We start from the raw sequence: 25,237 nt of genomic DNA, 5'->3' as shown, positions 1-25,237 counted from the left end.
GAGTGGGGGATTATGGCATTTTTTTAGGAGGGATGCTGATATAGCCTTAAGTGTAGGCAGTTCTTCTTGATATCTTCCTCTAACTTGATTCTTCTTTTTAGATATCAAGCTAAGCGGATTTTATAGTGATAATTAATATTTAAAAACAATATTTTAGTGCTATTTGACTTTATGTTTTTCACATTTAAATCTTCAGGGTGATCTATATTTATAGATTTCCAAAATTCCTATTTTGATGTCTTTGTATGGTTGGAATCCGTTTTTTCATCTTTTTCTTTTGGGACTTGCATTTCTTTTTGTAGTTTAGATACATGCTCTAGAAGTTGAACGATCCGCTCTAACTTAGCAGCTGCGCCATGCACGAATATGGAGAAAAACTGGAATATCATTATTATGAGAACTAATCCAACGATAAGTTCATGGAAGTTATTGCCGATGATTAAAATTTTATGTGTTTTAGGATCAGGTAGTTTATCAATTATTAGAATAGCAGTAACCAGAAGACTGGGGAAAAAACCCAATTTATCAATTGGACCACACACGACGGCGACTCTTTTTTCTATATGAGCTCTTTCATGCGCTATTTCTATTTTGACAAGATCAATATCTTCTCGAGGAAAGTTCAATAACGCAGGAATAAATTTCATATCTATTCGAGTGGTAATATTTGCATTTTCTAGAAAAACTTTAGATGGTTGACTAATGAATTTTAGGATATCTTTTCGTTCAAAGACAATTTCTAAAATTTGTGCGGCAATAATTAAAAGTTCACTGATGAGTAAGCATATCAACGCAAAAAGTTGTAGGTATATATTTTCACTTAAGATAAGTGAAAGGCCTCCAGCTATGATTGCTGCTACAAATGTAGCTAACGCACCGTATAGACATCGAAGATACAGCTCCTTTTTTTTATAGTTGGCTCTTTTTATTAATTTTTTTGGATATTGATCCAATTGATTTAATATATGAAAAATTTCTTTACGATGCTTGTGATTCATAGATTTCCTTAACGTCCCTTGTCGAAAAAATCGTGCCCATGAGTTTAACTTCCTAATCAAAAGCTTGATAGATGATTTGCATAGGTGCGTGTACACATTTGGGAAAGCTGCCTCTAATCCTCCATCGACTCCCCCAACTTCTTCTTAATCGCATCTATGGCAAGCCTCACCAAAGTCGGCGGTTGCCCCTTATAGGCATATACCGCATACACGGGCGCATACTCACACACATAGTCCGGAAAGACCTGCACCAGTTCACCACTTTGCTCATAGGGGTGAAAGACAAAATCAGGGATAAAGGCAAAGCCACAACCCGCCCGCACCATCGCCACCACCGCAAGCAATGAATTACAGTTGCGGTTGGCAGTAAAGGACAGCTTGACCACCTCTTGCGTTTGTTTATGCTTAAGCGCATGGGTAATCTGCGTGCCCTGCCAGCTATTCGCCACATAATCCACCTTCTGCATGGACAGGTGCGCCGCCAGCATTTGCTCAGGTGAAATATTGTGTTTTTTCAGGTATTCAGGGCTGGCGCAGAGCACATCATTGAAACCGCCAATTTTCTTTTGCTTGTATTCACTCGACGGCATTTTGCCAACGCGGATCGCGAGATCGATTTTATCCTCGATCAGATTGGCGCGATTATCATTGCCCATCAAAAACGGCGTGATGCCTTCATGCTCACTCACCAAGTCGCCAATTGCAGGTGCCACGATCGGGCCGATGAGCGCATGTGGCGCGCTGATGCGGAGCGTGCCGAGTGCCAATTGCTGATGATCCCGTGCCTCTTGCCAAGCCTGAGAGAGGACATCATGCATCTCGCGGCAGCGTTTATAGAACTGCTGTCCGGTCGAGGTCAGGGATTGCTGACGGGTACTGCGGGTAAGCAGAGTTAAGCCCAGCTCACTTTCCAGCGTCTTTAAATGCAGGCTGACCACCGACTTGGAAGTCCCCAGCCGTGCCGCTGCGCCGCTGATACTGCCGGCTTCCACGATTTCCACAAAATACAGCATATGACGGATATGTTTGTCCATATTGTTCTGGTCTCACGAACACTGTGTTCTCGTATTATATGCTGATCAGGGTAAAAAATTCAGTTATTGTGATGCCTTAATAAGTTATATGGCATCACAGGGATTTTAAGGAAAGACACATGAGCGACTCATTTAACTTTCCTATTTATTTTAAAAGAACCCTGCTGACAGATGCGGTGGTCAAAAGCGTAGATATTACCCGCTATGCGGTCAAACATGGTCATCCCGACAAGCATAAAGTCGCGCTGAGTACCGATGCAGGCATGTGCTTCATCGAGCAAGGTGTGTCGAACTGGGCGATTGATCATGATTCGCTGCAAGGCATGGTGCCGTGGGAGGAAGATATTCCACCGATGGTGCGTGTCCGAGCGCTCTGGTATACCGCGACTGATGCACTGCGCGCGGATATCCGTGTGGTTTCCGGTGGCAATGCCAATGTGTTTGGCGGTATGGGGGCTTTACTGGTTCCCGATGGTTTTGCGATTCCGACCGTGATGGCAAGTCCTGAGAACGTAAAGTTCTATGGTCTTGAGCTGATCGAGAATAAAAAGCCATTCACCGTGCGCTCTGAAAAAGTGGATATCGTCATGATGAAATATGACTATACCGCTTTTTATAAAAAAGAATATTTAATGCAAGAGCAGGGTGGCGGTGGCATGTTTTTGGAAACGCATGAGTTTCCGCACATCCATATTCCGCTCACCAAAGACTGCGGTGGCTATATTGTGATTGGTCGCCATTTAGAAGCGGATTTGTATTGCTTTACGGCCTATCAGATTCCATTTGGATATGGCCTGTATACCCCGTCCAATACCATACATGGGGATGGCACGTTGGTTGGTGAATTTGGTCTGACGGTTGCAGACTCCGGCATGATTTCTGCCGATACAATATTGATCTATAACGAAAATACCTTGCAGATGGCGCAGGATATCGTGCCAGATTGGATTAAAGATTGATTTAAAATGATTCGCTTGAATCGTTGAACATGTTCGCTGGGGAAAATGTGGACGCTAGAAACCACATCAGAACACACAAGAGGTATTCCTCTGAAGTTTAGGTCTGCTCGAAATTGATAGTCATGATATCAATCATCAAGCAGTCTTGATCTGACAGAGTGGGAGCAGTGGCTTATTCGTGAGCATATTGTTCTTTAGGTTTTATTGCTCAGGGAGTCCATCTCTTGAGCAATAAAAGCCCGCCTTCGGGCGGTTTAGTGTCTATAAAATTTGGGACGGTTGTCCCTATCTAATCTGGTAGGGGGTTTATAGACACATTTTTTAATTATAAAAAAATCTGCTGCTCACATTAAAAGGAAAACTCCCTCAAGTGATTGAGGGAGTTTTTCACTTTTGGGGATAGCCCAGCGCTCAGTATGACCTCACACACAGCACACCACTGCAGGGCATTTTTTCTGAGATCTTCTACACATCTTCTGCTGCACCCTCCTTTACCTGACCTTGGGATCGCCACATGACCTGAGTGTGATAGTCTTTTTTTTATCCAAATGGTGAATAATTTAATTTGAATAGTATTATGCTTTCATTGTAATGTTAGACACATCATAGGCACATTTAATTGGTGTTTAATGATTCATTTCAATTGACTATAAAAGGATTTAAATCATGGCTAAATTGGATTTATCACCGCTGCAAACCTTAGATGGTTTTATGGTTGGCGCTATTGTGGATTCAACCAGTGGATTGAGCTTGGCGGATATTGGAAGCGGGATAGATTTGGAACTGGCTGCGGCGGGCAATACGGAAGTGATTCGTGCCAAACGCAAAGTGGCTGGTGCGTTGAAGCTCAATGACAGCATCGATGACATCCTGATTACTTTGGGCCGTCAGTATCATTTGATTCGTCCGCTGGAAAAGAATCAGGATTTGTTTCTGTATGTGGTTCTAGACCGTTCAAAATCCAATCTGGCGATGGCGCGTCACACCTTGAAGTCTTTTGAAAAAGAGCTGGATTTCGCTTAATCCCTTCTTTAAAACATGACTAAACGAACACGAACCGCTGCGGCCGTTCGTGTTTTTTTTTGCTTTTTTTTCTTGATGATGTACAGGGGATTTTGGGGTCGTAGGGCTTGTCGCGAGTGGCGCTTGCTGCTTATTCGTTGGGCTCTGAGTTGGCCGCTTGTTTACCGTAGCTCACGCCGTGGGTTTTGAGGTAGTCGCGGATTAATTGACGCACCACTTGAGAGGGGGTCAAGTCTTGCGAGGTGCATAGCGATTCAAAGGCTTGTTTCTTGACCGGATCAATCAATACAGTAAGGCGTGCGGTTTTATTTTCCAAAATGATTTAACTCCAATATTATAATTAAATGATAATCAAATTATAACAAGGGCACAAACATAATTTAATCACGTCCCAGAATGCCACGTCCGAGGTAGCTCGTCAATTGAGTGTGGTGGGGAGTTGTAATCGAGTCTATTCCAGATGCGATTACCTGTGAGAGAGTCTCTTCTTTTACAAACTACTGTTTAAAGGCTTGCTGGGCTTGAGTTTGATAATGGAGCCTTAAATGTTTGTCATAAAAAGGATTATTGTACTGAGCGGTTCGTAATACATCGACTAAAATTATTTTTTAAAAATCAATTTATGGATATAGAACAAAAAAACGGAGTGTGATTTAATCAGCGTGTAAGCAATACGATTTGCTTACTCACATGGAAGTTTTTATTTTTATAATAGGGTGTTATATGTCAAAGATATCATTGAACGGATTGTCTGCAACTGATGGTTTTGTGGCTGCAGCGTTAGTGGATACTGAAAGTGGTCTGGCGCTGGCGACCTTGGGTACGGGGATCGATCTGGAGTTGGCAGCAGCAGGTAATACCGAAGTGGTTCGCGCTAAACGCAAAGTGGCTGGTGCGCTGAAGCTCAATGACAAGATTGAAGATATTCTGATTACCTTGAGTAAGCAGTATCATTTGATTCGTCCGCTGGATCGCAATGAAAATCTGTTTTTGTACGTTGTTCTGGATCGCAACAAATCGAATCTGGCGATGGCGCGTCATGAACTGAAATCATTCGAAAAAGAGCTGGATTTCTCTTAATCCCTTTCATTAAAAATACATGTTTTTCAAGCCGTGGGTCATGTTGATCCGCGGCTTCGCTCTATTAAAAAAAAAATTATATTAATAAGGTTTTTCGAGTGAGGCATGGTACATGGGGAGCGCTCATCGTTTTTTTAATGTGTCTATCGTGGGGTTAAGTGTAGGCACAACCGTGTTGATACGGAATTGTTTAACTCAGATTGTTCCAGATGTCTTTGAGCTGGCTTGGGTTAATCTCATTGATACGAATGTTCATCTTCTAATCGTCAATAGCGTGTCCGTAGATTCACCGCACGTCTTTAATCTATTGGGTCAGCGTAATCTTCCGATGCTGAAGGTTTCTGCGGAGATAGGACGCGAAGGTTCACTGCAAAACGATACCTTGTATTTGCCCGTCGATGATCTGTCGAGTTTGCAGGATTGGCTGTTTCAGCATGTGCCGTTGTTGTCCTCACTCACTGCTGGCGAGCTATTACAGCAAGCGCCAGCGGCGTTGACTAACCAGCATGTGGATTTTTCGCTGTTTGAGCGGATGCATGATCGTCAGGCTGGACCCATCAAGTTGAGTCGTGCGGATGGGCTGATTGGCGTGATCAACCCACAAAAAGAACAGATATTTTTGTCCAAGTCTTTACAGTCCATCAAACAAGTTGATCACACGTGGAGTTCGACTTACTCGACCAATCGCGATAGCCGTGAAATCGACCCAACACCGTATGACTTACGGCAATGGATATGGCAAATCCTATGGGGTTCTAGCCAGCCTTTGACCTTGGCGGGCAGTGAGGACTATATCCGGCTCAAGTTCTGGCCTCAGCCGGGACTGCAAGACCGACGTGATATTTTGCGGATGGCGGCCTGCTTTGAAGGTGGGGCCCGGGTATGTGAGGTGGCGGGGAAAAATAGTCTGCCGCTAACGCTGGTTCAGCATTTTGCTTCGTCATTGATTGCGGCAAATCTGGCTGAGCAGATCTTGGCAGAAGCGGTGGTAAAACGCGACGCAGGCGAAGGCGGATTCTCTGGACTCAAATCGCTTTTTTCTAAGCTTAGAGACCGACTGGGGCTGTAAATCATGATGCAGCAACGCTATAAAATTGTGTTTAGCGGTCCAATGGGGGCAGGCAAGTCACAGGCCATCAGTAGTATCTCTGAAACCGCGGTATTTGCCACGGAGGTTCTCAATACGGATCAAGATGCTCACCAGAAAATGTTGACCACGGTCGGCATTGATTATGGTGAGATTACATTGGATGATCAGACCAAAATTGCGCTGTTCGGTACGCCGGGGCAGGAGCGCTTTCAATTCATTTGGCCGATTGTGTCGCAAGGGGCTTTAAGTGTGATCATTCTGATTGATCATACGGCCTACAATCCTCTGGAAGATCTGGCGATTTATTTAGGGGAGTTTAGCGCGCGAATACCGCATGTGGTGATCGGGGTCACGCATGTGGACGGTATGCCTGAACGCCCCATGTCGATTTATCGGGATTGGCTGACGGAGCAGGGGCTAAGCTACCCATTGTTTGCGATTGATGCACGTAAAAGGGAGGATGTGTTGTTGTTGATTGAGTCGATCATTGCATCTTTTGAAGCAAAGATAAGCATGTCATCTTAATATTTAAGTTTGATCAATTGGTCAAATTTAGATCTTGGTGGCAACAAGGTTGTTTGTCGTCGTGGTTATAATGCAGCTGTATTGATTTGACAGTCTTTTTCTGTGGCATTCAAAAGATAACTTGCTGACGATTAACCTGCTTATCTTCCTCAACGATATTCGATAAGGATACCCGGTGAGGATAGGCTCAATGTGTGATGTCTAAGTAGAAACAGGGAAAGGAAGAACAGAGGATGACTGCCATGGATCAATTTCAGTCGTTTCAACGCAGGTTATAGCCATCGGAAGAAAGAGAGTGGCTGTTTTTATCATGCAAGAATCTTTGTTCTGCCAGTTATTTACGGAAGTGTTGGGGGAGGGATGCCATGAGTGCAGTTCTTAAGGCACAGAGTATGAAACACGATGACCATGAGGTCGTGAGTGTGTTCAAGCGGCAAGGAATGCCGCTCAGTGTGAAATTGGTCGAAATGCTGAATGAGCATTTTCTCCATCAAAGTGAGCGGCGGGGCTGTGGTTATACACAGGCCACCCGCGTATTAGCTGAATACATTAATTTGCCCAGATCGCTGCTTGAGTTTGATGATCTCAAGCTGTTTGAAGATGCAACGATGAAGTCGCTACGCGAAGTCATGGTGCACGCTCATTCAAACGGACTGGTGCTGGACAGCTGGCGCAATCTGGATATCAATCCCAATGTGCGGGAGTATTTGCAGCAACATGATCCTGCTAGCGCTCCGTTTGCTCAAGCGCTGCAGGAGCAGGTCGAGTGGCAGCATCAGTTACGCCATATACATGCACAGGTGAAGCTTGAGGAAAGTCTGCTGATTGTTGCGGTGATTCAAGACATTATTTTGCCGCCTGAGCAAACCGATGGACTGACTGATTTGCCCGTGCTCTTGGAGCGTCCCAAAGTGGGCTCTTGCCCCATGGCTGAAAAGTTCTTCTTGGAAATTGCCTATTATCGGGTAGCGCGGCGTGGCTTGGTGAATGTATTTGTCGATGCAAATAATCGACCTTTACTGATTGAAAAGATTAATATGGGGGATGACCACTCCTGTATTAGTCTGGAAACGCTACTGGTGAATGGTGTACGCGTCCCCCCAGGCAGCTCGTTTGCCGTGGCGTATGATGACGAGCGGGTGAGCAAGCAGAAGGCTAAAGGTTTAGCGGGTTTTATCATGCCCGTGTCCGAGATTGAGGGCTTTTGGTTCTTGCGCCTGACAACACTGGTGGTCTCTCCGCAAAACCGCAAGCGTGCGTTTAGTACCCATTTTGACCAGCAAGTTGAAAAAGGTTTATTCAGTCCCGATGTGGCGACCCTCTCTCAATTGAAAGAAGTGGCTTCGCGACAAGTCACAGGCGCCTAGCATGAACGTATCAAATTAAGGAATCTTGAGTGTGATTAAGGCCTGTTTTTCTTCGCGCTATTTTGCAGAAACGCATACCAACAGTATGGAAAAATTGCAATTTGTTGCACAAGCGATTGTTGAGCAGTCTTTGGCGCAGCTGGTTGAACCTGAGTTGATCGATCCGGATATCTTGCGGATGCTGCATGCGCCCAACTATGTCGATGCTTTTTTACAGGGCAAGGCGCCTTTAGCGCGGATGTCGGGTTTTAAGTGGTCGGAAGCGCTGCGTGATGCGGTGCTGGCAATACAGGGCGGTCAGCTCATGGCTGCCAAGATTGCTTTGGCTGAGGGGATTTCTGCCAATATTGCGCAGGGATTTCATCATGCGATGTATGAATACGGCGGCGGCTTTTGCACTTTTAATGGGATTGCGTTGGTCGCACAAGAGTTTCCGGATAAGCAGATCTTTGTGCTGGATTGTGATCAGCATGGTGGGGATGGTACTGCTGAATTTACACGCCGTTTGCCGAATTTGTTCAATTTCACCATCTATGGTTTGGCTTATGGTTGCCGCGACTATGAGCGGAGCATTGGGCGTCATATCCACCCCAAGGACGGTTCTTTTACGCTGTATGAGGCGGCTTTGCAGGAGGGGTTTGAGCTGATCCGTGCGCAGCGTCCAGATTTAGTGATTTACCAAGCGGGGATGGATTGTCATCAGGCCGATCCTTATGGATCATCATGGTTTGACTCAGCGGCAGTGTATAGACGGGATCGTCTGGTCTTTGAGTTTGCCAAGCGCGAGCAAATTCCGATTATGTTTGTTCTGGCGGGTGGTTATCAGGCACTGCCAGATCTGGTCAAACTCCATGTCAGTACCTTTCAGGCCGCGAATCAATTTTATTGAGGAGGTGCTGATTGTAGGTAGCGCAGCACAATCTGTGTTACTTCATCCACAAATTCAGCAGCCATTTCCCCAGTTAGCAGCTCCGGACGATTCAATACCGCAGAATGAGTGAGTGCCTCTACGGTATTGACCATGAGAAATGCAGCAAGGTCGAGATTGCGGATACCAATCTCGTGACGGTGAACTTCTAGATAACTGCGAATCAATGTTTGCGCATTGCGCACAAAAGTGTCGATATTTTCATGTCGCCCTGTCGGAGGGACTTCTTCGGCGAGGATGCGATGTAGATCTGGATCGATACGATGTGCCTCAATCGCTGCCACGACAAGTTCACGCACGCCAATTGCAATAGGGTGCTCGGCGACTTTTAGTAAGGCACTTCCGACGATCTGCGATAAAGCTTGCGTGTGGCGTTCAATCACGGCGGTGACTAATGCTTCTTTGCTGGGAAAGTACTGGTAAAGAGAGCCAATACTGACTCCGGCCACGGCTGCAATTTTATTGGTGCTTGTCCGATCATACCCCTCTTTACGCAAAACCAGCGCCGTTGCTTCAATCAGTGCATCGACAGTTAGTCGTGAGCGCTTTTGAGAGGCGATTTTGCGCGGATTCGTCTGGAGTCGGAGCGTCATAATTAGAGTGTCCTCATTAGGACTAAGAGTTGGTATCAAATATGAGTTATTGCTTATGTTATTGCTCAAATTATATACACAAATCATGATTTGGGAAAGCTTGTGGATCGTATCTATTGCATGAGCTGGGATGGGATGAATGAATACATTTGATAGAGATATAAGCCCTGTCGGCCAAGGATTAGCGAAATGTGAGCGGTTATTGTTGAGCATGCCTCTGCCCCATTGCTTTGACCTGTGAGCTACTGATCTCATAGGATTTATTCAGTGAGTCTTGCATGGTTTGAGCATGTTTAATGCGAGTATTTTATGTGAGCTATCACTTATATAATGGGTTCATTGCAGATTATGGACACCACCATGATGGCTATTGATTTTCATTCCCAACTCATCGCTCTCGGCACCGACAAGCGTGCTTCAACGCTCTCATGGAATATGTTGGCGCGAGTCGCGCCAGATTGGGTCGTTGGCATTGTGACTGCCGCTAATGATCAAGCCGTGCATGCAGAGATATGGGAGCGCCATCCTGCAGGCGACGAAATCCTGTATCTGATTGAGGGTCGTCTCTTACTGACCCTTTTGTTGGAGGATAAACAAGAAAAAAGTATCGATCTCCTTACAGGTCAGGTCTTTATCGTGCCGCAAGGCATATGGCATCGCATCCATGTGATTGAGCCAGCTCAATTACTCTTTGTTAAACCGCCAGTGGGCACTGAACATCGGTTTCACGCAGATTCCGAATCGTTGTATGGCGATGGCAAAGGGTTGTGAAAATTGAATATCCACCGTGCAGGAGGAGTTTAAGATGCGTCGAGTCAAAGCATTAGAACATTTGTTCCGCTACAAAGCAGAGGCAGACCGTGAGATTCTTGCTGCATTGGCATCTCTTGATCGCGCCGCGCCAGCGACAGAAATCGCGATCAGGACTTTGGCTCATGTATCTATCGTGGATCAGATATTTCTTGCTCACATGACGTGTGCGGGTCATGACTATACATCCGCTAACGCAACCGTGGCACCAACACTGGAAAAACTGTCTGATGAAATGCAAGCGACAGATAGCGAGCTGGTCGCATACGTCACTCAAGTAGATGATGGTCAATTAGCGGAGGTTATCGACTTTAATTTTGTCGATGGGGATCTGGGCCGCATGTCGCGTAGCGAGATGCTCATGCATCTGATTACCCATAGCAGCTATCATCGAGGCCAAGTTGGCTGGATGCTCACAATTAATGGTGTCACGCCACCTGCCGATGGTTTGACCCGCTATCTGCATGCTGCTGAGGCTGTTGTGCGACGTCGCGACACGACTCCCCAGCTCCTCGCACCCGATTTATTGGGCGAGAAGGGGAATGATGTAACGGTTAGGGCTTTATATCACGACACAGCGAAAGTAGAGCCGCTCGAGATTTCACGTTTGGAGGCTTTGACTGAGCGGATAAAAGACTCCGTCGCATCAGGCATCATATTAGGCAAAACGCTCAAGTTTAATCTCAAAGGTGATGGCTTTATTTTCATCGATGGGAAGGTGGTGAGTAATGAAGACAAGCAAGCAGATTTGACGCTCAGTGTTGGCATGGATGACCTGCGTGCCATCGGTCAAGGTAAACTTGCGCCGATGGCTGCAGTCCTTAGCGGACGTCTCCGCGTATCCGACATGGGCGTTGCTCTAGGATTGCAAAGCCAGATGAAAGCACTGTTTATCAACAGTGCAAGCTAGAGGGCGAACAAGTATTCAGCATCAATAAACTTGAATACTGAATTCATCACGCTTAACACAGATCACAGCGACCCAGAGTCATCACTCAAAAACAAAAAAGCAGGCACAAAGGTGGCCTGCTTTCTTTTGCTGATTTACATCAACCTTAAGAGGTTAAGGTTGCAATCGCCGCGTTGAATGTGGGGCTTGGGCGCATGACTGCATCCACTTTCGCCACATCCGGCAAATAATAACCGCCGATATCCGCAGGTGTGCCTTGTACAGCAGCCAGCTCATCGATGATCGCTTGCTCGTTCGCTGCGAGTTTCTCAGCCAGTGGCTTGAATTGGGCAGCCAATTCGGCATCATCTGTTTGTTCAGCCAACGCCTGCGCCCAGTATAGGGAGAGGTAGAAATGGCTACCACGGTTGTCGAGCTGGCCAGTCTTTGCGGAAGGGGTCTTGCTGTTGTCGAGCAGCTTGCCAGTCGCGGTATCCAGCGTCTTGGCAAGGATCTTGGCCCGAGCGTTGTTATTCTTGATGCCCAGTTCTTCCAAACTTACGGCAAGTGCCAAGAATTCACCCAGAGAGTCCCAGCGTAAGTGATTTTCTTCCACCAGTTGCTGGACGTGCTTAGGTGCCGAACCGCCAGCACCAGTCTCATACATACCACCACCAGCCATCAGCGGTACGATGGACAACATCTTGGCCGATGTACCCAGTTCCATGATCGGGAACAGGTCGGTCAAGTAATCTCGCAGGATGTTACCCGTGGCACTGATGGTATCTAGCCCACGAATCACACGCTCCAGCGTGTAACGCATCGCGCGAACCTGACTCATGATCTGGATGTCCAGACCTGTGGTATCGTGTTCTTTCAGGTACGTCCGCACTTTAGCGATCAACTGTGCTTCGTGGGGGCGGTAGGAATCCAACCAGAATACTACGGGCATGCCTGAGTTGCGTGCGCGCGTCACGGCAAGTTTGACCCAGTCGCGAATCGCAGCGTCTTTGGTCTGACACATCCGCCAGATGTCACCTGCTTCGACATCTTCACTCATCAGCACTTCACCGGTATTCAAGTCGGTGATGTTCGCGACGCCGTCTTCAGGGATCTCGAAGGTCTTGTCGTGCGAGCCGTATTCCTCAGCTTGCTGCGCCATCAAGCCTACGTTTGGCACTGTGCCCATGGTCGTCGGATCGAACGCACCATGCCATTTGCAGAAGTTGATCATTTCCTGATAGATGCGGGCAAAAGTCGATTCAGGCATCACGGCTTTCACATCCTTCAAGCGACCATCAGCACCCCACATCTTGCCGCCGTTGCGAATCGCAGCAGGCATCGAGGCATCGACAATCACGTCGTTGGGTGAGTGGAAGTTGGTGATGCCTTTTGCTGAATCAACCATGGCGAGTTTAGGGCGGTGCTCGTAGCAGGCGTGGATATCCTCTTTGATTTCGTCCTGCAAACTCTGTGGCAGCACGGCGATCTTGTTGTACAGATCCACCATCCCGTTGTTCACATTCACGCCTAATTCGTCAAACAGCTTGCCGTGTTTTGCAAACGCGTCTTTGTAGAAAATTCGGACACAGTGACCGAACACGATTGGGTGCGAGACCTTCATCATGGTGGCTTTCACATGCAGTGAGAACATCACGCCGGTTTTGTATGCATCTTCGATCTCTTGTTCATAGAAAGCCAACAAGGCTTTCTTGCTCATGAACATGGAGTCGATCACTTCTTTATCGAGTAGAGAGACCTTGGGTTTGAGCACGATGGTCTTACCACTCTTGGTGATTAGTTCCATCTTGACGTCGCGTGCACGATCCAGCGTCATGGATTTTTCGCCGTGATAAAAGTCACCCGAGTGCATATGCGATACGTGGGTACGCGAAGCCTGACTCCATTCCGCCATACTGTGCGGATGCTTGCGGGCGTAGTTTTTGACCGCTGCCGGTGCGCGGCGGTCAGAGTTGCCTTCACGCAGTACGGGATTTACGGCGCTGCCGATGCACTTGTTATAGCGTGCGCGAATGTCTTTTTCTTCGTCGGTCTGCGGGTTTTCGGGGTAATCGGGAATCTTGTAGCCTTTGGCTTGCAATTCTTTGATCGCCGCTTTGAGCTGTGACACCGAGGCACTGATGTTGGGCAGTTTGATGATATTGGCTTCAGGCGAAAGTGTGAGCTTACCGAGTGCATCTAGGGTATCGGGTACGCGTTGTGCCTCGGTCAGTGCGCCAGGGAACTGACCCAGAATACGAGTCGCTACAGAGATGTCGCTGGTCGTCACATCGATACCAGCCGGTGCTGTAAAGGCCTGCACGATGGGCAGGAATGATGCAGTAGCTAGGCGAGGCGCCTCGTCGGTCAGTGTGTAGATGATTGTGGGTTGCTGATTACTCATCTCGTCGTCTCGCGGTTGGTGGGTGGAACAAACGCGCCTGATCTGGGATTAGTGCGCGATTTTTTTCAGATCCTTCTATACGGCTTTTGTGGTATGCACTCAGCAAAAGCCTCATGATGGGTTGTCTACGCGTGCAACTGAATGTCATTTCGATGGAGATCATATCCATGATCCAAGTCAGTCCCATGTCATGGTAAGAAAAGATTTACCAAAAAGTAGACATGTGTTGCGCAGGCGACATAGTTTACCTTATGGGTGGGGTGGAATAGTGGCTTATACATAGTGAGTGTCTAAATGGCGACATCACGAAAATTTATGGTGGGTGGCGTTTATTGCTACGAAGCCTAGCAACGGACCTTCGCGGAGAGTGTACTAAACCCCAATAGGACGTTACGCCACCCGATGTCCATGGAGATATCAAAAAGCGACAACTGATCGTGCTGTCGCTTTTTGGGGCTAACTCAATGAATGGCCGACCATCACCAGAGTTTCAGTTTGATCCGCCCTCTTTCGGGCAGATCAAGTTAGCGCAGATCAAAACGATCCAGATTCATCACTTTGACCCATGCCGCAGTGAAGTCCGTGACAAATCGAGCTTTGGCATCCGTACTGGCATAGACCTCAGCGAGGGAGCGCAGCACGGCGTTGGAACCAAAGACCAGATCATTGCGTGTGGCGGTGTACTTCACGGCACCCGTTTTGCGGTCTCTTCCGGCAAAGATTTCCGTCGTTGCATCAACGGGTTGCCATTGGGTATCCATATCCAGCAGATGAACGAAAAAGTCATTGGAAAGAGCGCCGACTTGATCAGTGAAGACGCCATGTGCGCTGCCGTCAAAATTCGCCCCAAGGACACGCAAACCACCGATCAGAACCGTAAGCTCCGGTGCGGTCAGGGTGAGTAGCTGTGCTTTGTCGATCAGCAGCGCCTCGGTACTCGCATCGACATTGCTGTTTTTGTAGTTGCGGAATCCATCTGCATGGGGTTCCAAAAAGGCAAAGGACTCAACATCAGTCTGCGATTGCAGCGCATCGACGCGACCCGGTGCAAATGGCACATGAATCTCGATACCGGCTGCTTTGGCGGCTTGCTCCACACCGACCACACCTGCCAGCACGATAATGTCAGCCAGTGAGGCTTTGCCAGTGGATTGCTGGATGCCTTTGAGACGCTCCAGTGCGGGAATAGCATTCTGATTGACTACCCAATCTTTTTGCGGTGCCAGTGCCAGACGTGCACCATTGGCGCCGCCGCGTTTATCACCGCCGCGGAAGGTCGAGGCGGACGCCCATGCCACCGAGACCAACTCCGATACGCTTAAACCCGATGCGGCAATCTTCTCTTTCAATTCTGCGATATCGGCGCTCGTTGGGGAGTAGATGGGTGCTGGCAGCGGATCTTGCCAGAGCAAATCTTCTTTCGGCACTTCAGGACCGAGATAGCGCGCTTTAGGGCCCATATCACGATGGGTCAGCTTAAACCAAGCGCGCGAGAATGCTTCGGCAAAGGCCTGAGGGTTCTCGTGGAAGCGCTTGGAAATCTTGCCGAATTCAGGGTCAAAGCGCAGCGTCAGATCCGTGGTCAGCATGGTGGGTTTGTGGAATTTACCGGGAATATGCGCATCGGGGATGATGTCCGGCGCATCTTTGGCGATCCATTGCTTGGCACCTGCGGGAGAGGTGGTCAGTTCCCATTCGAACTTGAATAGATTTTCAAAGAAATTGTTACTCCAGAGCGCGGGTGTTTTGGTCCACGTGACTTCAAGACCACTGGAAATGGTGTCTTTACCATGCCCTTGACCAAAACTGCTGATCCAGCCCAAGCCTTGTGCCTCAAGCGGCGCGCCTTCTGGTTCTGGACCTTTATACTCTTCGGGTCCAGCACCATGGGTTTTCCCAAAAGTATGACCTCCGGCAATCAGGGCGACGGTTTCTTCGTCGTCCATTGCCATATTGCCAAAGGTGATGCGGATGTCGTGGGCTGCAGCGAGGAAGTCACCGCTGGCATTTGGACCTTCCGGATTGACATAAATCAGACCCATATGGGTCGCAGCGATATTGTCGTCGAGTTCACGTGCGCCATGGAAGCGTTTGTCGTCACCCATCCATGCGGTTTCTGCGCCAAAGTTGACGTCGTTGTCTGGTTCCCACGTATCTTCACGACCACCGGCAAAGCCGAACGTGCGGAATCCCATCGACTCCAGTGCCACATTACCCGTCAGGAGAATCAGGTCAGCCCAAGAAATCTTCTGGCCGTATTTTTGTTTGATCGGCCACAGCAAGCGACGCGATTTATCGATATTGACGTTATCAGGCCAGCTATTGAGCGGGGCAAAGCGCTGTTGTCCACGTCCACCACCGCCACGTCCATCCTGCGCACGGTAGGTCCCCGCACTGTGCCAAGCCATACGGATAAACTGCGGGCCGTAGTGACCAAAGTCCGCAGGCCACCAGTCTTGAGAGTCGGTCATGAGTTTGACCAGATCTGCTTTTAGGGCGTGGTAATCCAGCGTTTTGAATTGCTCGGCGTAATCAAATTTTTCACCCAGTGGGTTGGATTTTTCCGAATGCTGACTGAGCAGATCTACGCGCAGTTGCTTGGGCCACCAGTCCCGGTTTGTTGTGCCGGTACCAGCGGTATGAAAAGGGCATTTGGATGCAGTGGACATGTCTTTCTCCGTGAATGTTGATGACGCTGCTCTAGCCACAAAAGTTCAACCACTCACCAAGCCCGTTGCCTGTACGGACGAGGGATTATGGCTTGTCACCAGAATGTATAGAACGAATCCTATTGCTTTGCTGATCATTGATTAGTGACGTTATTCCAACGTCCCATCATCAGTAATTTGCGGAGAGAGTTCTGTTAGGAAATCGTTAATAGGTCTCATTTTTTGGAGGAAGATTGAATACTTATTGATACTCGAGGTAGCCGACGTAAGACGACCCGACGCACTCGAAGCCCATCCGGCGGTACAGTGCGACCGCGGGCTCGTTGTCGATGTCGACGATCAAGTGGGCGGTGCGACCAGCAGTGACAATCCGATCAACCGCGAATTCTAATACGCGCTCAGCGAAACCCCGCCGACGGTACGCGGGGAAAGTATAGGTCCCACCGATAGAGACCATTCGATCAGTTTCGATCCCAAAGCGAACGACCGAAACGATCTGTCCGTCGGTATCAACCACAGCAACCTTTTCCTGTGCGACAAGTGTCTCCCAGTTCGGTGCATCATCGACGGAGCGCTCCTCATTGTACTGGTGCTGATACTCAACAAGGCGGGCAATGTCCGACGCTATCGCCATGCGTCCACTCGCTTGCGGGAAGCGGCGCGCCGAGACCATCACCCATTGGTCGTACTCTCGTACGAAGTGCGCCCGTGGTACTACTTTACTACGCAACAGATCACGCCCCATCGAGCTGGTCACGATCCGGCATGGCCTAAGGTCCAATATTGCGGGAAAGAGCGCTCCGGCTGCGGAGGCATCTTCTGGCAGCCAGAAGCAGGTGCCGCCCGTGAGTGCCACCGCGACGCCAAGGAGCGCGTCCGGCGCTTTTGAATCGTACAAGCGCAAGAGGTGCCACTTGGCATTGATGGCACGCGTCTGCTCAAGGAAGACAGTGGCACCAATGGCGTGATGAAACCGGGCGTCAAGCCACCCAGAGATGAGCTGATCCTCATGCAGATCGACTGGAGGTCCCGTTACGATCATGTGTTTGTTGAAGTCTTTCTGCTCGATCTCGTTTTCCATTATTTATGCTGTGTCACTGATTTGAAAAAGTGTAGCCTCAAAGTAATTAAAGCCCTAAGGAGGGCTTTAATTTTATTGGATGACTGCTAATCTATCGTCTTACGCGCTTCAGCTTTACCAGCTCAACGCCCAACTAGTCTATAATACTCAGTTCTAAGCAAGTTATTTTTTTTTCAAGTAAACAAGAATTCTATTCTCTTGGTAAGGTATTCCTATATATTCTTTTCGCGAAGAATAGTTAGGAATAATCTTGATTGCTCCACCATTCATATTAATAAGTCTTGAGACAAGATTCATTCCTAAGCCAGTACCAGCTTTCCCTGTTTTTTTTGAGAATTGACCCGAATACCCTTCACTAAAAATAAGCTCTAGCTCATTTTCTTCGATTGCAAGGCTTTCCATAGTAAAGTCAATTGTTACATAGATATCATCTTCATGAATTTTAATATTTAATTGAGAATTATGTAGAATATATTTGACGGAGTTTTCAATTATATGATACAGAACAACACTTACAGACTCATAGTCAAATATAGCAGTTAGTTGACTTTGTTGCACATCAACATTCACAGTCTTATCTGTAAATTCAGGGAAAAATAAGTAAAGAGTATTCATTAATACTTTATGTACATTATGTTTCCTTTCAGATAGTTGAGGAGCCGACTCATATAGTTTTTTAAATACTGAAAATTCTGTTTTTATTGCAGTATTATTTTTAGCAATTCTGAGTAAACTTCTTGCACAAGCTTTGGTATTCTTTTTTATAGCATTGTCAACGACGTCAATCTGTGGAGGGCCACTGTTAGTGATAGCTAAAGTATCTTGAGAAACAAGATTATAAATTTCCTGAATGTTGTGTGCATTCAGGGATGTTAAATTATGCAGTAGTCTTGCGGTATCGCTATTTACTTTATCAGAAACTTCTTCCTTTAATGTGATTAGGTATTCAATTGTTTCAGCGACGGCGGATATCTTTGTTTTGAATGTATTTGAACTTCGAATATAGTCCTCTACATCAGTTACGGCATATATTTTTCCATAAGCAGTTTTTAACGTTCCGGCCCTGACTTTCTTTCCATTAATTGTGAATATCTCAGATGGTTTAGTTAATGTTGATACTAATTCTTGATAGTGACTGTCTATATTTGAGCATATTAAAATATCATTTATATCTAATAATTTAAATTTAATATCCATTTTTTGCAATTTCAGCACTATATTCCTCCACCAGTTGTTGAAATTCGTATGGATCGGCATTCTTTGCTAAGAAAGAATCAACATTACGTAGGGCCTTATGGAATCGATCACCTTTTGTTTCCGCAGAATATATGACTGTCTTCTTAAGAGGATATTTTCTTTTCAGAGCATCCGCTAGCCCTAACCCTTCATCCTCAAAGCCAAGCAAGTGACCAACACCTTGTATGTCCACGAAGAATATATGAGCATTCCTAACATCATCGCAATCAAGGGAGCGTACATCTTTTATCGTTGAAGTATGTAGCCATCCGCTATTTTTTAGAATTTGAACTACTTTGAATTTACTATCATCATCAATAAATAAAATCTTTGTTAAGTTCTTTTGGGCATCTAATGATGTCATATGACTATCCTCAGGAATATTTCCTATAGGTGGACTCGAGGAGTTAGAGTTGTTTATTATTATAGAATTGTTTTGTACAGGGCTTTGCGTAAGTTGTGTTGAGCTTTGACCCTCTTGTGTTGCTAGAGGCCCATTTGGACGCTTCCATTTTTTGTAAACAATAAAAGAAATTATGGATCCAATGAATGTTAATGTTGCTATAACCCATTCTGCGTTGTTCTTAAAAATATCAAAATAATCCATACTTTACGCTACTTGTAATTTTATTTCTTGAAAAGATAATTCTTTTTTATTTATAAAAGTGATAAATGATTCAATCATTTATCACTTTTAAGCCAACCTTACCAGCTCAACGCCCCACCAGTCTGATACTCAGTCACACGCGTTTCAAAGAAGTTCTTCTCTTTACGCAGGTCCATCATTTCAGACATCCAGCCGAATGGGTTAGTCACGCCAGCGTATTGCTCTGGCAAGCCTAATTGGTTCAGACGACGGTTAGCGATGAACTTCAAGTACTCTTCCATCATCGCCGCATTCATACCGAGTACACCGCGTGGCATAGTGTCACGTGCGTATTCGATCTCGATGGTCGCGCCTTCCAGAATCATCTGGATGATTTCTTGCTGGAACTCTGGCGTCCACAGATGTGGGTTTTCGTTTTTGATCTGATTGATCACATCGATACCGAAGTTCAGGTGCATCGACTCATCACGCAGGATGTATTGGAACTGTTCAGCGACACCGCCCATCTTGTTGCGACGACCCATCGATAGAATCTGAGTAAAGCCGCAATAGAAGAAGATACCTTCAAGGACACAGTAGAATGCGATCAGGTTGCGCAGCAAACGTTGGTCGTTTTCTGGGGTGCCCGTGTGGAAGGTTGGGTCGGAGAGGCTTTGGGTGTATTTCAGCGCCCAAGTGGCTTTCTTCGCGACGCTTGGCACTTCGCGGTACATGTTGAACACTTCGCCTTCGTCCATGCCCAAAGACTGGATACAGTACTGGTAGGCGTGGGTATGGATCGCTTCTTCAAAGGCTTGGCGCAGTAGGTACTGGCGGCACTCTGGGTTGGTGATGTGGCGATACAGTGCCAGCACGAGGTTGTTGGCAACGAGTGAGTCAGCAGTTGAGAAGAAACCGAGTGAGCGCATGACGATGGTACGTTCATCGGGGGTCAGTCCGTTTTCAGACTTCCACAGCGCGATGTCGGCGGTCATGTTCACTTCTTGCGGCATCCAGTGGTTGGCACAGCCGTCCAGATACTTCTGCCATGCCCACTCGTATTTAAACGGCACGAGCTGGTTTAAGTCAGCGCGGCAGTTGATCATGCGTTTGTCGTCGACTTGAATGCGCTGTGCGCCCATTTCCAAGTCTTCAAGTCCGGCAGCAACGTCGAGGTGCTCTACAGCATGTTGAGCGCGCTCAGCGGCACTGGCGTCAGCAGCGAGAGTTGGGGCTGGAGAGGATGGAGCAGCAGCCACAACCGGCTTTGGCTCTGGTGATGACGGCGCAGGTTGGCTCTCAGGTTGCGGCGGATTTGCTGGTTGCGGTAGAGTCGCAGTTGCCGTGCCGCCATTCTCTTCTTCATCATCATTGAAGTCATCCCAGCTTAAAATTGACATGTTGTATTCCTCATTGTGCATTCAAATATTGCGTGTACATAATCTTGGGGTGCGAGGCAGTTGGTCTCGCGGCTTAACGCTTGAATCAAGCGGAAAATCTATTTGTTATTCAAGCCACTATTATACATTATTGGCGTGGTACATCTGGTTTTACATCGTTCTGAAACTTGTGAATAACCCATATTTTAGCAACAAAAATTGAGCGTCTATAGAACGGAAGTGTTCAATAAACGTGCAATATCGGTAATGGGGCAGATCTAAAGCTTCGCTTGTTGTTGCGTGTCGCGTATTAGATTGTTGCTACTTAAACGATTGCGGTGTTGCTTAAGTTGCTGCTTAATTACTTGGTGTGGATGGCGTAGCAGGGATAGTTTTTCATTCCATTTCCAAACTATTCCAAGGATGCGGCTCAAGGTTCAATTCCAAGGCTTCTATCCTGATATTCCCATCTCATCGGGAGATATCCTGCTACGTTTTCCGGTCTTTCTTTTAAAACGTTTTGACACTTTTTTGAAAAATATTTCATGCTCTCCCGCCGATTGCGGAAGAGATGCTGCGTCGCTCAATTAAGAGTAGCTGCGTCCAGTTGCACTTTGACCATCAGCAACCAATTCGCTGGGATCAAAGAATTCATCGAGTACGTTGATGCCGCGTACTTGGTCAGCGCGGAGGCTCAGTTTGTGCTCTCCAGCATGTTGACCTTCTGGTTGACCTTCAAAGTCCCAGAAGTGTAGGCGCTCAGCACCGCTCTCAGTCGCACTAGCCGCATTTGAGCCTTCATCTAAACCTGCACTCATACCGTAGTCGATAGGCGCGCAAACTTTGACGAGGAAGCGTTTTTGCTCTTGTGAGTAAAAAATCACTTTGACGCGTTTTTTCTCACGGATTGCATCAACAAACTCTTTTTTTGCGGTTTTAGTGTTCATAGCAGCCACCTCATTTGTTGTCGTATCAGGTTATCTTGTGCAGGCTCCATGCCTGTACAGTCCTACTGGTTACATCATACATCGGGCTTTTCATACAGCGTGTTGATTGCGATTGTCGGACAATCGCTGATCAATTTTCTATACGAACCTCTACTATAAATAGCAGAGATTCGGCAACTAGTGAAGTGTAAAAATGAACTAAATTGTTAACCTATTGGCACGCTTCACAATCTGGGTTATCAATCGAGCAGGCCAGTGGTACTGGGGCTGCTTGAGAGAATGCGTCATCGCTCGAAATGCCCGATACTGGTGCAGTTGGCGTCGCCACAGGCGCTGCAACAGGAGCCACTAACGTCGGTGTTTTCGAGCTAACCGCGTTCAGCGTGCTGGTGCTGATCGTTGATTTCTCGGCTGAGGTCGCACTCAAGGCACGGAGGTAATACGTGGTTTTCAGGCCGCGTAACCATGCCATTTTGTAAGTGGTATCCAGCTTCTTACCGTTAGCGCCGGCGATGTACAAGTTCAGCGATTGCGCTTGGTCAATCCACTTCTGACGACGGCTTGCTGCATCCACCATCCAGCGTGGTTCAACTTCAAACGCGGTTGCAAACAGGGCTTTCAAGTCATCCGGTACACGGCCAATTTGTTGGACAGAACCTTCGTAGTGTTTCAGGTCATTAACCATCACCACATCCCACAGACCACGGGCTTTCAAAGCACGGACGAGGTACGGGTTGATCACGGTGAATTCACCGGACAGGTTCGACTTCACATACAGGTTTTGATACGTCGGTTCGATCGACTGTGCCACGCCGCAAATGTTGGAGATGGTTGCGGTTGGTGCAATCGCCATCACGTTACTATTGCGCATGCCGTTCTTTTGCACTTTGGCACGTAGGGTTGCCCAGTCAAGGGTTTGGCTACGGTCGACTTCAAACATACGGTCTGGGCGTGATTTTGCCACGATTTCAAGTGAATCGATGGGCAGGATGCCTTGATCCCACAGTGAACCTTTAAAGCTGCTGTATGCACCACGTTCCACTGCCAAGTCACTGGAGGTGCTGATCGCGTAGTAGCTGATCACTTCCATTGAGGTGTCGGCGAACTGAACCGCTGCTTCTGAGCCGTAAGCCAGACCCAATTCGTACAGTGCGTCCTGGAAGCCCATGATGCCCATACCGATTGGACGATGCTTCAAGTTCGAGTTCTTGGCTTGTGGCACAGCGTAGTAGTTAATGTCGATGACATTGTCCAGCATACGGATTGCCGTTTTTACGGTTTGTGCCAGTTTGTCGTGGTCGAGCTTGCCATTGGTAATGTGCTGAACCAAGTTGATCGAGCCCAAGTTACACACCGCGATTTCATCAGCGCTGGTATTGAGAGTGATCTCGGTACACAGGTTCGAGGAGTGCACTACGCCAACGTGCTGCTGCGGTGAACGCAGGTTACACACGTCTTTGAAGGTGATCCATGGATGGCCTGTTTCAAATAGCATCGACAGCATTTTGCGCCATAGGTCTTGTGCACGGACTTTCTTGAAGGGCTTGATCGCGCCTTCTTGAGTCAGTTGCTCGTATTCGCTATAACGTTTCGCAAACGCTACGCCAGTCAGGTCATGCAGATCAGGCACGTTGGATGGCGAGAACAGCGTCCAGTCACCATCTTCGATCACACGTTGCATGAATAAGTCAGGGACCCAGTTCGCGGTGTTCATGTCTGGGGTACGGCGACGGTCATCACCCGTGTTTTTACGCAGATCTAAAAACTCTTCGATGTCCAAGTGCCACGTTTCAAGGTACGCACAGACTGCGCCTTTACGTTTGCCGCCTTGGTTGACCGCAACAGCGGTGTCATTCGCGACTTTCAGGAAAGGCACAACACCTTGAGATTTACCGTTGGTACCTTTGATGTAGGCATTCAATGAACGTACTGGCGTCCAGTCGTTACCCAAACCGCCTGCCCATTTGGACAGCATCGCGTTGTCTTGGATCGCACCATAGATGCCATGCAGGTCATCCGGCACAGTGGTCAGGTAGCATGAAGACAACTGTGGACGTAAGGTACCAGCGTTGAACAGGGTCGGTGTGGACGCCATGTAGTCAAAGCTGGACAGAAGGTTGTAGAACTCGATCGCACGTTCTTCGCGGTTCTCTTCTTGGATCGCCAGACCCATAGAGACGCGCATGAAGAACAATTGTGGCAATTCAAAGCGCACGTCGTTGCTGTGCAGGAAGTAGCGGTCGTATAGAGTTTGCAGACCGAGGTAGGTGAACTGAGCACCGCGCTCTGGTTTGATCGCTGCTTTCAATACGTCGAGGTTAAACTTGAGCAGTTCTGGAGAAACCAGTTCCAGTTCAACCGCACGTTTCAGGTAGACTTCCAGCGCTTCGCCTTCTGGGGTATCCAGTGGCAGACCCAAGAAACCTAGACCTTCTTTCAACAGGTCTTCACGCAGTAGGCGTGCAGTGACGTAGGTGTAGTTGGGTTCGGATTCGATGCGGGTACGCGTCGCCAGAATCATGGTGGTCGCGACATCATCTTCACGCACGCCGTCGTAGAGGTTCTTGATGGTTTCATCAATCACGTCTTGTACGTCGATGCCTTCCAGACCTTGTGCAGCGAACTGCATGGTGCGCTCAAGTTTGGCGAGGTCGAGTGGTTTGCGTACGCCATCAGCATCGATGACATTTAATGTTGGATGAGGCTTCACTTTTAATGAGTCACGCACTTTGGCGCGTTGTTCACGGTAGATCACGTAGTCACGTGCGACTTTATGTTCGCCAGTACGCATCAAGGCCAGTTCAACTTGGTCTTGGATCTCTTCGATATGGACAGTACCACCTGAAGGCATGCGGCGCTTAAAGGTGCCCATAACCATGTCGGTCAGGTGTTGGACGCGTTCAAACACACGGCTTGAGCCGGAGGCTTCTTTGCCTTCAACCGCGAGGAATGCTTTGGTGATCGCAACGCTGATCTTCTCGGCATCAAACGGAGCGACAGTGCCGCCGCGCTTGATGACGCGCAGTTGTCCGGGTGCAGCCGCGACACTGGTCGTGTCTAGTGCGGTGTTGGTGGCAATGTTCATGTTTGCTCCTTGCGGGATCTCAAAATGGATGAATAAAAAAATAGTGTTCAATAACTTTTATTAAGTGCTCTGTACGCGATCACATCAGTGGTCGCTAGGAGCCCGTCACAGCGGGTTTTGCCCGGACTTTTGCATAAACTTTCGCACTGTTTATGTGCGGAAGTGCGTCCATCAATTCGCCACTTTATAGGGCATGCACCGCGCTGTGATCACCATTGTCGCGCAATGGTTTAAATATTGTGCAAAACACAACTTATAGTGTGTGCCTTGTAGCCTAGGCACAAGATACGGTTTTTTTTGTCAGACTGCAAGTGTATTCGTCAGATAAAATATAGGGGATTTATGGGGGTAATTCTGTGGATAACCCTGTGCAAAATCCCTTAACTATTGGCTTTGCAGCGGGTTCTTCCTGTGGATTATTTTGTTTTTCAAATATGAAATATTTTTGACAAAATGTTTCTGAATTGTGAGCGGGGTGGTGGGGGATTTTATCGGTTTTTGTCCGGCGTTTGCCATGGGGAGATGATCGTTTGATCATGGGATAAGCAGGGCAT

General features: G+C 47.6%; 21 protein-coding genes. 9 read left to right on the top strand and 12 right to left on the bottom strand.

Features of this window, described 5'->3' with window-relative positions:
* Positions 1 to 227: 227 nt before the first annotated feature.
* Positions 228 to 998, bottom strand: coding sequence for a hypothetical protein (locus HYN46_RS14890; RefSeq protein WP_114900122.1), 771 nt, complete (start codon positions 996 to 998; stop codon positions 228 to 230).
* Positions 999 to 1,111: 113 nt separating this feature from the next.
* Positions 1,112 to 2,032, bottom strand: coding sequence for a LysR family transcriptional regulator (locus tag HYN46_RS14885; protein ID WP_114900121.1), 921 nt, complete (start codon positions 2,030 to 2,032; stop codon positions 1,112 to 1,114).
* A 119-nt stretch (positions 2,033 to 2,151) separates the two neighbouring features.
* On the opposite strand from HYN46_RS14885, the gene HYN46_RS14880 reads away from it, so the two are divergent.
* On the top strand, positions 2,152 to 2,991 hold the full coding sequence (locus HYN46_RS14880; RefSeq protein WP_114900120.1) for a hypothetical protein: 840 nt from the start codon (positions 2,152 to 2,154) through the stop codon (positions 2,989 to 2,991).
* 666 nt (positions 2,992 to 3,657) lie between these two features.
* Complete coding sequence (locus HYN46_RS14875; RefSeq protein WP_114900119.1) at positions 3,658 to 4,014, top strand: roadblock/LC7 domain-containing protein; 357 nt, start codon at positions 3,658 to 3,660, stop codon at positions 4,012 to 4,014.
* A 130-nt stretch (positions 4,015 to 4,144) separates the two neighbouring features.
* Here HYN46_RS14875 and HYN46_RS14870 read toward each other — a convergent pair whose 3' ends face one another.
* Positions 4,145 to 4,330, bottom strand: coding sequence for a CopG family transcriptional regulator (locus tag HYN46_RS14870; RefSeq protein WP_114900118.1), 186 nt, complete (start codon positions 4,328 to 4,330; stop codon positions 4,145 to 4,147).
* Positions 4,331 to 4,737: 407 nt separating this feature from the next.
* Here HYN46_RS14870 and HYN46_RS14865 point away from each other — a divergent pair, with 407 nt between their 5' ends.
* From HYN46_RS14865 to HYN46_RS14845, 5 genes are all read left to right on the top strand, one after another.
* On the top strand, positions 4,738 to 5,094 hold the full coding sequence (locus HYN46_RS14865; protein ID WP_114900117.1) for a roadblock/LC7 domain-containing protein: 357 nt from the start codon (positions 4,738 to 4,740) through the stop codon (positions 5,092 to 5,094).
* Between the two features lie 112 nt (positions 5,095 to 5,206).
* Complete coding sequence (locus HYN46_RS14860) at positions 5,207 to 6,163, top strand: hypothetical protein (protein ID WP_114900116.1); 957 nt, start codon at positions 5,207 to 5,209, stop codon at positions 6,161 to 6,163.
* Positions 6,164 to 6,166: 3 nt separating this feature from the next.
* A complete protein-coding gene (locus HYN46_RS14855) occupies positions 6,167 to 6,709 on the top strand; it encodes a GTP-binding protein (protein ID WP_114900115.1) in 543 nt (180 codons plus the stop codon).
* A 365-nt stretch (positions 6,710 to 7,074) separates the two neighbouring features.
* A complete protein-coding gene (locus tag HYN46_RS14850; RefSeq protein ID WP_228254824.1) occupies positions 7,075 to 8,076 on the top strand; it encodes a hypothetical protein in 1,002 nt (333 codons plus the stop codon).
* A 31-nt stretch (positions 8,077 to 8,107) separates the two neighbouring features.
* The gene (locus HYN46_RS14845) at positions 8,108 to 8,965 is read left to right on the top strand and encodes an arginase family protein (protein WP_114900113.1); all 858 of its coding nucleotides are present in this window, start codon (positions 8,108 to 8,110) and stop codon (positions 8,963 to 8,965) included.
* On the opposite strand, the gene HYN46_RS14840 is transcribed toward HYN46_RS14845, so the two are convergent.
* Positions 8,959 to 9,597 (bottom strand): TetR/AcrR family transcriptional regulator, encoded by a 639-nt coding sequence (locus HYN46_RS14840; protein ID WP_114900112.1) that lies wholly within the window; start codon positions 9,595 to 9,597, stop codon positions 8,959 to 8,961. The two genes, HYN46_RS14845 and HYN46_RS14840, sit on opposite strands and share 7 nt — an antisense overlap.
* A 360-nt stretch (positions 9,598 to 9,957) precedes the next feature.
* Between HYN46_RS14840 and HYN46_RS14835 the strand changes: the two genes are divergently transcribed.
* Positions 9,958 to 10,368: a cupin domain-containing protein gene (locus HYN46_RS14835; protein ID WP_162818241.1), complete on the top strand. Its 411-nt coding sequence runs from the start codon at positions 9,958 to 9,960 to the stop codon at positions 10,366 to 10,368.
* Positions 10,369 to 10,402: 34 nt separating this feature from the next.
* On the top strand, positions 10,403 to 11,317 hold the full coding sequence (locus tag HYN46_RS17435; RefSeq protein ID WP_210009223.1) for a DinB family protein: 915 nt from the start codon (positions 10,403 to 10,405) through the stop codon (positions 11,315 to 11,317).
* Between the two features lie 145 nt (positions 11,318 to 11,462).
* Here HYN46_RS17435 and HYN46_RS14820 read toward each other — a convergent pair whose 3' ends face one another.
* From HYN46_RS14820 to HYN46_RS14785, 8 genes are all read right to left on the bottom strand, one after another.
* Positions 11,463 to 13,700 carry an NADP-dependent isocitrate dehydrogenase gene (locus HYN46_RS14820; RefSeq protein WP_114900110.1) on the bottom strand — a complete coding sequence of 746 codons (2,238 nt, stop codon included), beginning with the start codon at positions 13,698 to 13,700 and terminating at the stop codon, positions 11,463 to 11,465.
* Positions 13,701 to 14,224: 524 nt separating this feature from the next.
* Positions 14,225 to 16,369 (bottom strand): catalase/peroxidase HPI, encoded by a 2,145-nt coding sequence (gene katG, locus HYN46_RS14815; RefSeq protein WP_114900109.1) that lies wholly within the window; start codon positions 16,367 to 16,369, stop codon positions 14,225 to 14,227.
* A 241-nt stretch (positions 16,370 to 16,610) separates the two neighbouring features.
* Positions 16,611 to 17,411, bottom strand: coding sequence for a GNAT family N-acetyltransferase (locus tag HYN46_RS14810; RefSeq protein ID WP_114900790.1), 801 nt, complete (start codon positions 17,409 to 17,411; stop codon positions 16,611 to 16,613).
* Positions 17,412 to 17,612: 201 nt separating this feature from the next.
* Positions 17,613 to 18,665 carry an ATP-binding protein gene (locus HYN46_RS14805; RefSeq protein WP_162818240.1) on the bottom strand — a complete coding sequence of 351 codons (1,053 nt, stop codon included), beginning with the start codon at positions 18,663 to 18,665 and terminating at the stop codon, positions 17,613 to 17,615.
* Positions 18,637 to 19,293: a hypothetical protein gene (locus HYN46_RS14800; protein WP_114900107.1), complete on the bottom strand. Its 657-nt coding sequence runs from the start codon at positions 19,291 to 19,293 to the stop codon at positions 18,637 to 18,639. The genes HYN46_RS14805 and HYN46_RS14800 overlap by 29 nt, the downstream gene beginning before the upstream one ends.
* A 98-nt stretch (positions 19,294 to 19,391) precedes the next feature.
* Positions 19,392 to 20,672, bottom strand: coding sequence for a ribonucleotide-diphosphate reductase subunit beta (locus HYN46_RS14795; RefSeq protein ID WP_114900106.1), 1,281 nt, complete (start codon positions 20,670 to 20,672; stop codon positions 19,392 to 19,394).
* A gap of 566 nt (positions 20,673 to 21,238) precedes the next feature.
* The gene (locus tag HYN46_RS14790; RefSeq protein ID WP_114900105.1) at positions 21,239 to 21,598 is read right to left on the bottom strand and encodes a hypothetical protein; all 360 of its coding nucleotides are present in this window, start codon (positions 21,596 to 21,598) and stop codon (positions 21,239 to 21,241) included.
* A gap of 211 nt (positions 21,599 to 21,809) precedes the next feature.
* Positions 21,810 to 24,683, bottom strand: coding sequence for a ribonucleoside-diphosphate reductase subunit alpha (locus tag HYN46_RS14785; protein WP_114900104.1), 2,874 nt, complete (start codon positions 24,681 to 24,683; stop codon positions 21,810 to 21,812).
* Positions 24,684 to 25,237: the final 554 nt, after the last annotated feature.

Origin of the sequence: Aquirhabdus parva, from assembly GCF_003351745.1 — a bacterium.
GTDB classification, from domain to species: domain Bacteria; phylum Pseudomonadota; class Gammaproteobacteria; order Pseudomonadales; family Moraxellaceae; genus Aquirhabdus; species Aquirhabdus parva.
Note: the sequence above shows the minus strand (reverse complement) of the source record. Positions and strands in the feature narration are given on the sequence as shown.

What these genes read in the sequence shown, in the direction of transcription:
- HYN46_RS14890 (WP_114900122.1), bottom strand. Translation starts at nt 998, where the DNA reads ATGAATCACAAGCATCGTAAAGAAATTTTTCATATATTAAATCAATTG.
- HYN46_RS14875 (WP_114900119.1), top strand. Translation starts at nt 3,658, where the DNA reads ATGGCTAAATTGGATTTATCACCGCTGCAAACCTTAGATGGTTTTATG.
- HYN46_RS14820 (WP_114900110.1), bottom strand. Translation starts at nt 13,700, where the DNA reads ATGAGTAATCAGCAACCCACAATCATCTACACACTGACCGACGAGGCG.
- HYN46_RS14800 (WP_114900107.1), bottom strand. Translation starts at nt 19,293, where the DNA reads ATGGATTATTTTGATATTTTTAAGAACAACGCAGAATGGGTTATAGCA.
- HYN46_RS14795 (WP_114900106.1), bottom strand. Translation starts at nt 20,672, where the DNA reads ATGTCAATTTTAAGCTGGGATGACTTCAATGATGATGAAGAAGAGAAT.
- HYN46_RS14810 (WP_114900790.1), bottom strand. Translation starts at nt 17,411, where the DNA reads ATGATCGTAACGGGACCTCCAGTCGATCTGCATGAGGATCAGCTCATC.
- HYN46_RS14785 (WP_114900104.1), bottom strand. Translation starts at nt 24,683, where the DNA reads ATGAACATTGCCACCAACACCGCACTAGACACGACCAGTGTCGCGGCT.
- HYN46_RS14885 (WP_114900121.1), bottom strand. Translation starts at nt 2,032, where the DNA reads ATGGACAAACATATCCGTCATATGCTGTATTTTGTGGAAATCGTGGAA.
- HYN46_RS14865 (WP_114900117.1), top strand. Translation starts at nt 4,738, where the DNA reads ATGTCAAAGATATCATTGAACGGATTGTCTGCAACTGATGGTTTTGTG.
- HYN46_RS14790 (WP_114900105.1), bottom strand. Translation starts at nt 21,598, where the DNA reads ATGAACACTAAAACCGCAAAAAAAGAGTTTGTTGATGCAATCCGTGAG.
- HYN46_RS17435 (WP_210009223.1), top strand. Translation starts at nt 10,403, where the DNA reads ATGCGTCGAGTCAAAGCATTAGAACATTTGTTCCGCTACAAAGCAGAG.
- HYN46_RS14835 (WP_162818241.1), top strand. Translation starts at nt 9,958, where the DNA reads ATGATGGCTATTGATTTTCATTCCCAACTCATCGCTCTCGGCACCGAC.
- HYN46_RS14840 (WP_114900112.1), bottom strand. Translation starts at nt 9,597, where the DNA reads ATGACGCTCCGACTCCAGACGAATCCGCGCAAAATCGCCTCTCAAAAG.
- HYN46_RS14860 (WP_114900116.1), top strand. Translation starts at nt 5,207, where the DNA reads ATGGGGAGCGCTCATCGTTTTTTTAATGTGTCTATCGTGGGGTTAAGT.
- katG (WP_114900109.1), bottom strand. Translation starts at nt 16,369, where the DNA reads ATGTCCACTGCATCCAAATGCCCTTTTCATACCGCTGGTACCGGCACA.
- HYN46_RS14850 (WP_228254824.1), top strand. Translation starts at nt 7,075, where the DNA reads ATGAGTGCAGTTCTTAAGGCACAGAGTATGAAACACGATGACCATGAG.
- HYN46_RS14880 (WP_114900120.1), top strand. Translation starts at nt 2,152, where the DNA reads ATGAGCGACTCATTTAACTTTCCTATTTATTTTAAAAGAACCCTGCTG.
- HYN46_RS14855 (WP_114900115.1), top strand. Translation starts at nt 6,167, where the DNA reads ATGATGCAGCAACGCTATAAAATTGTGTTTAGCGGTCCAATGGGGGCA.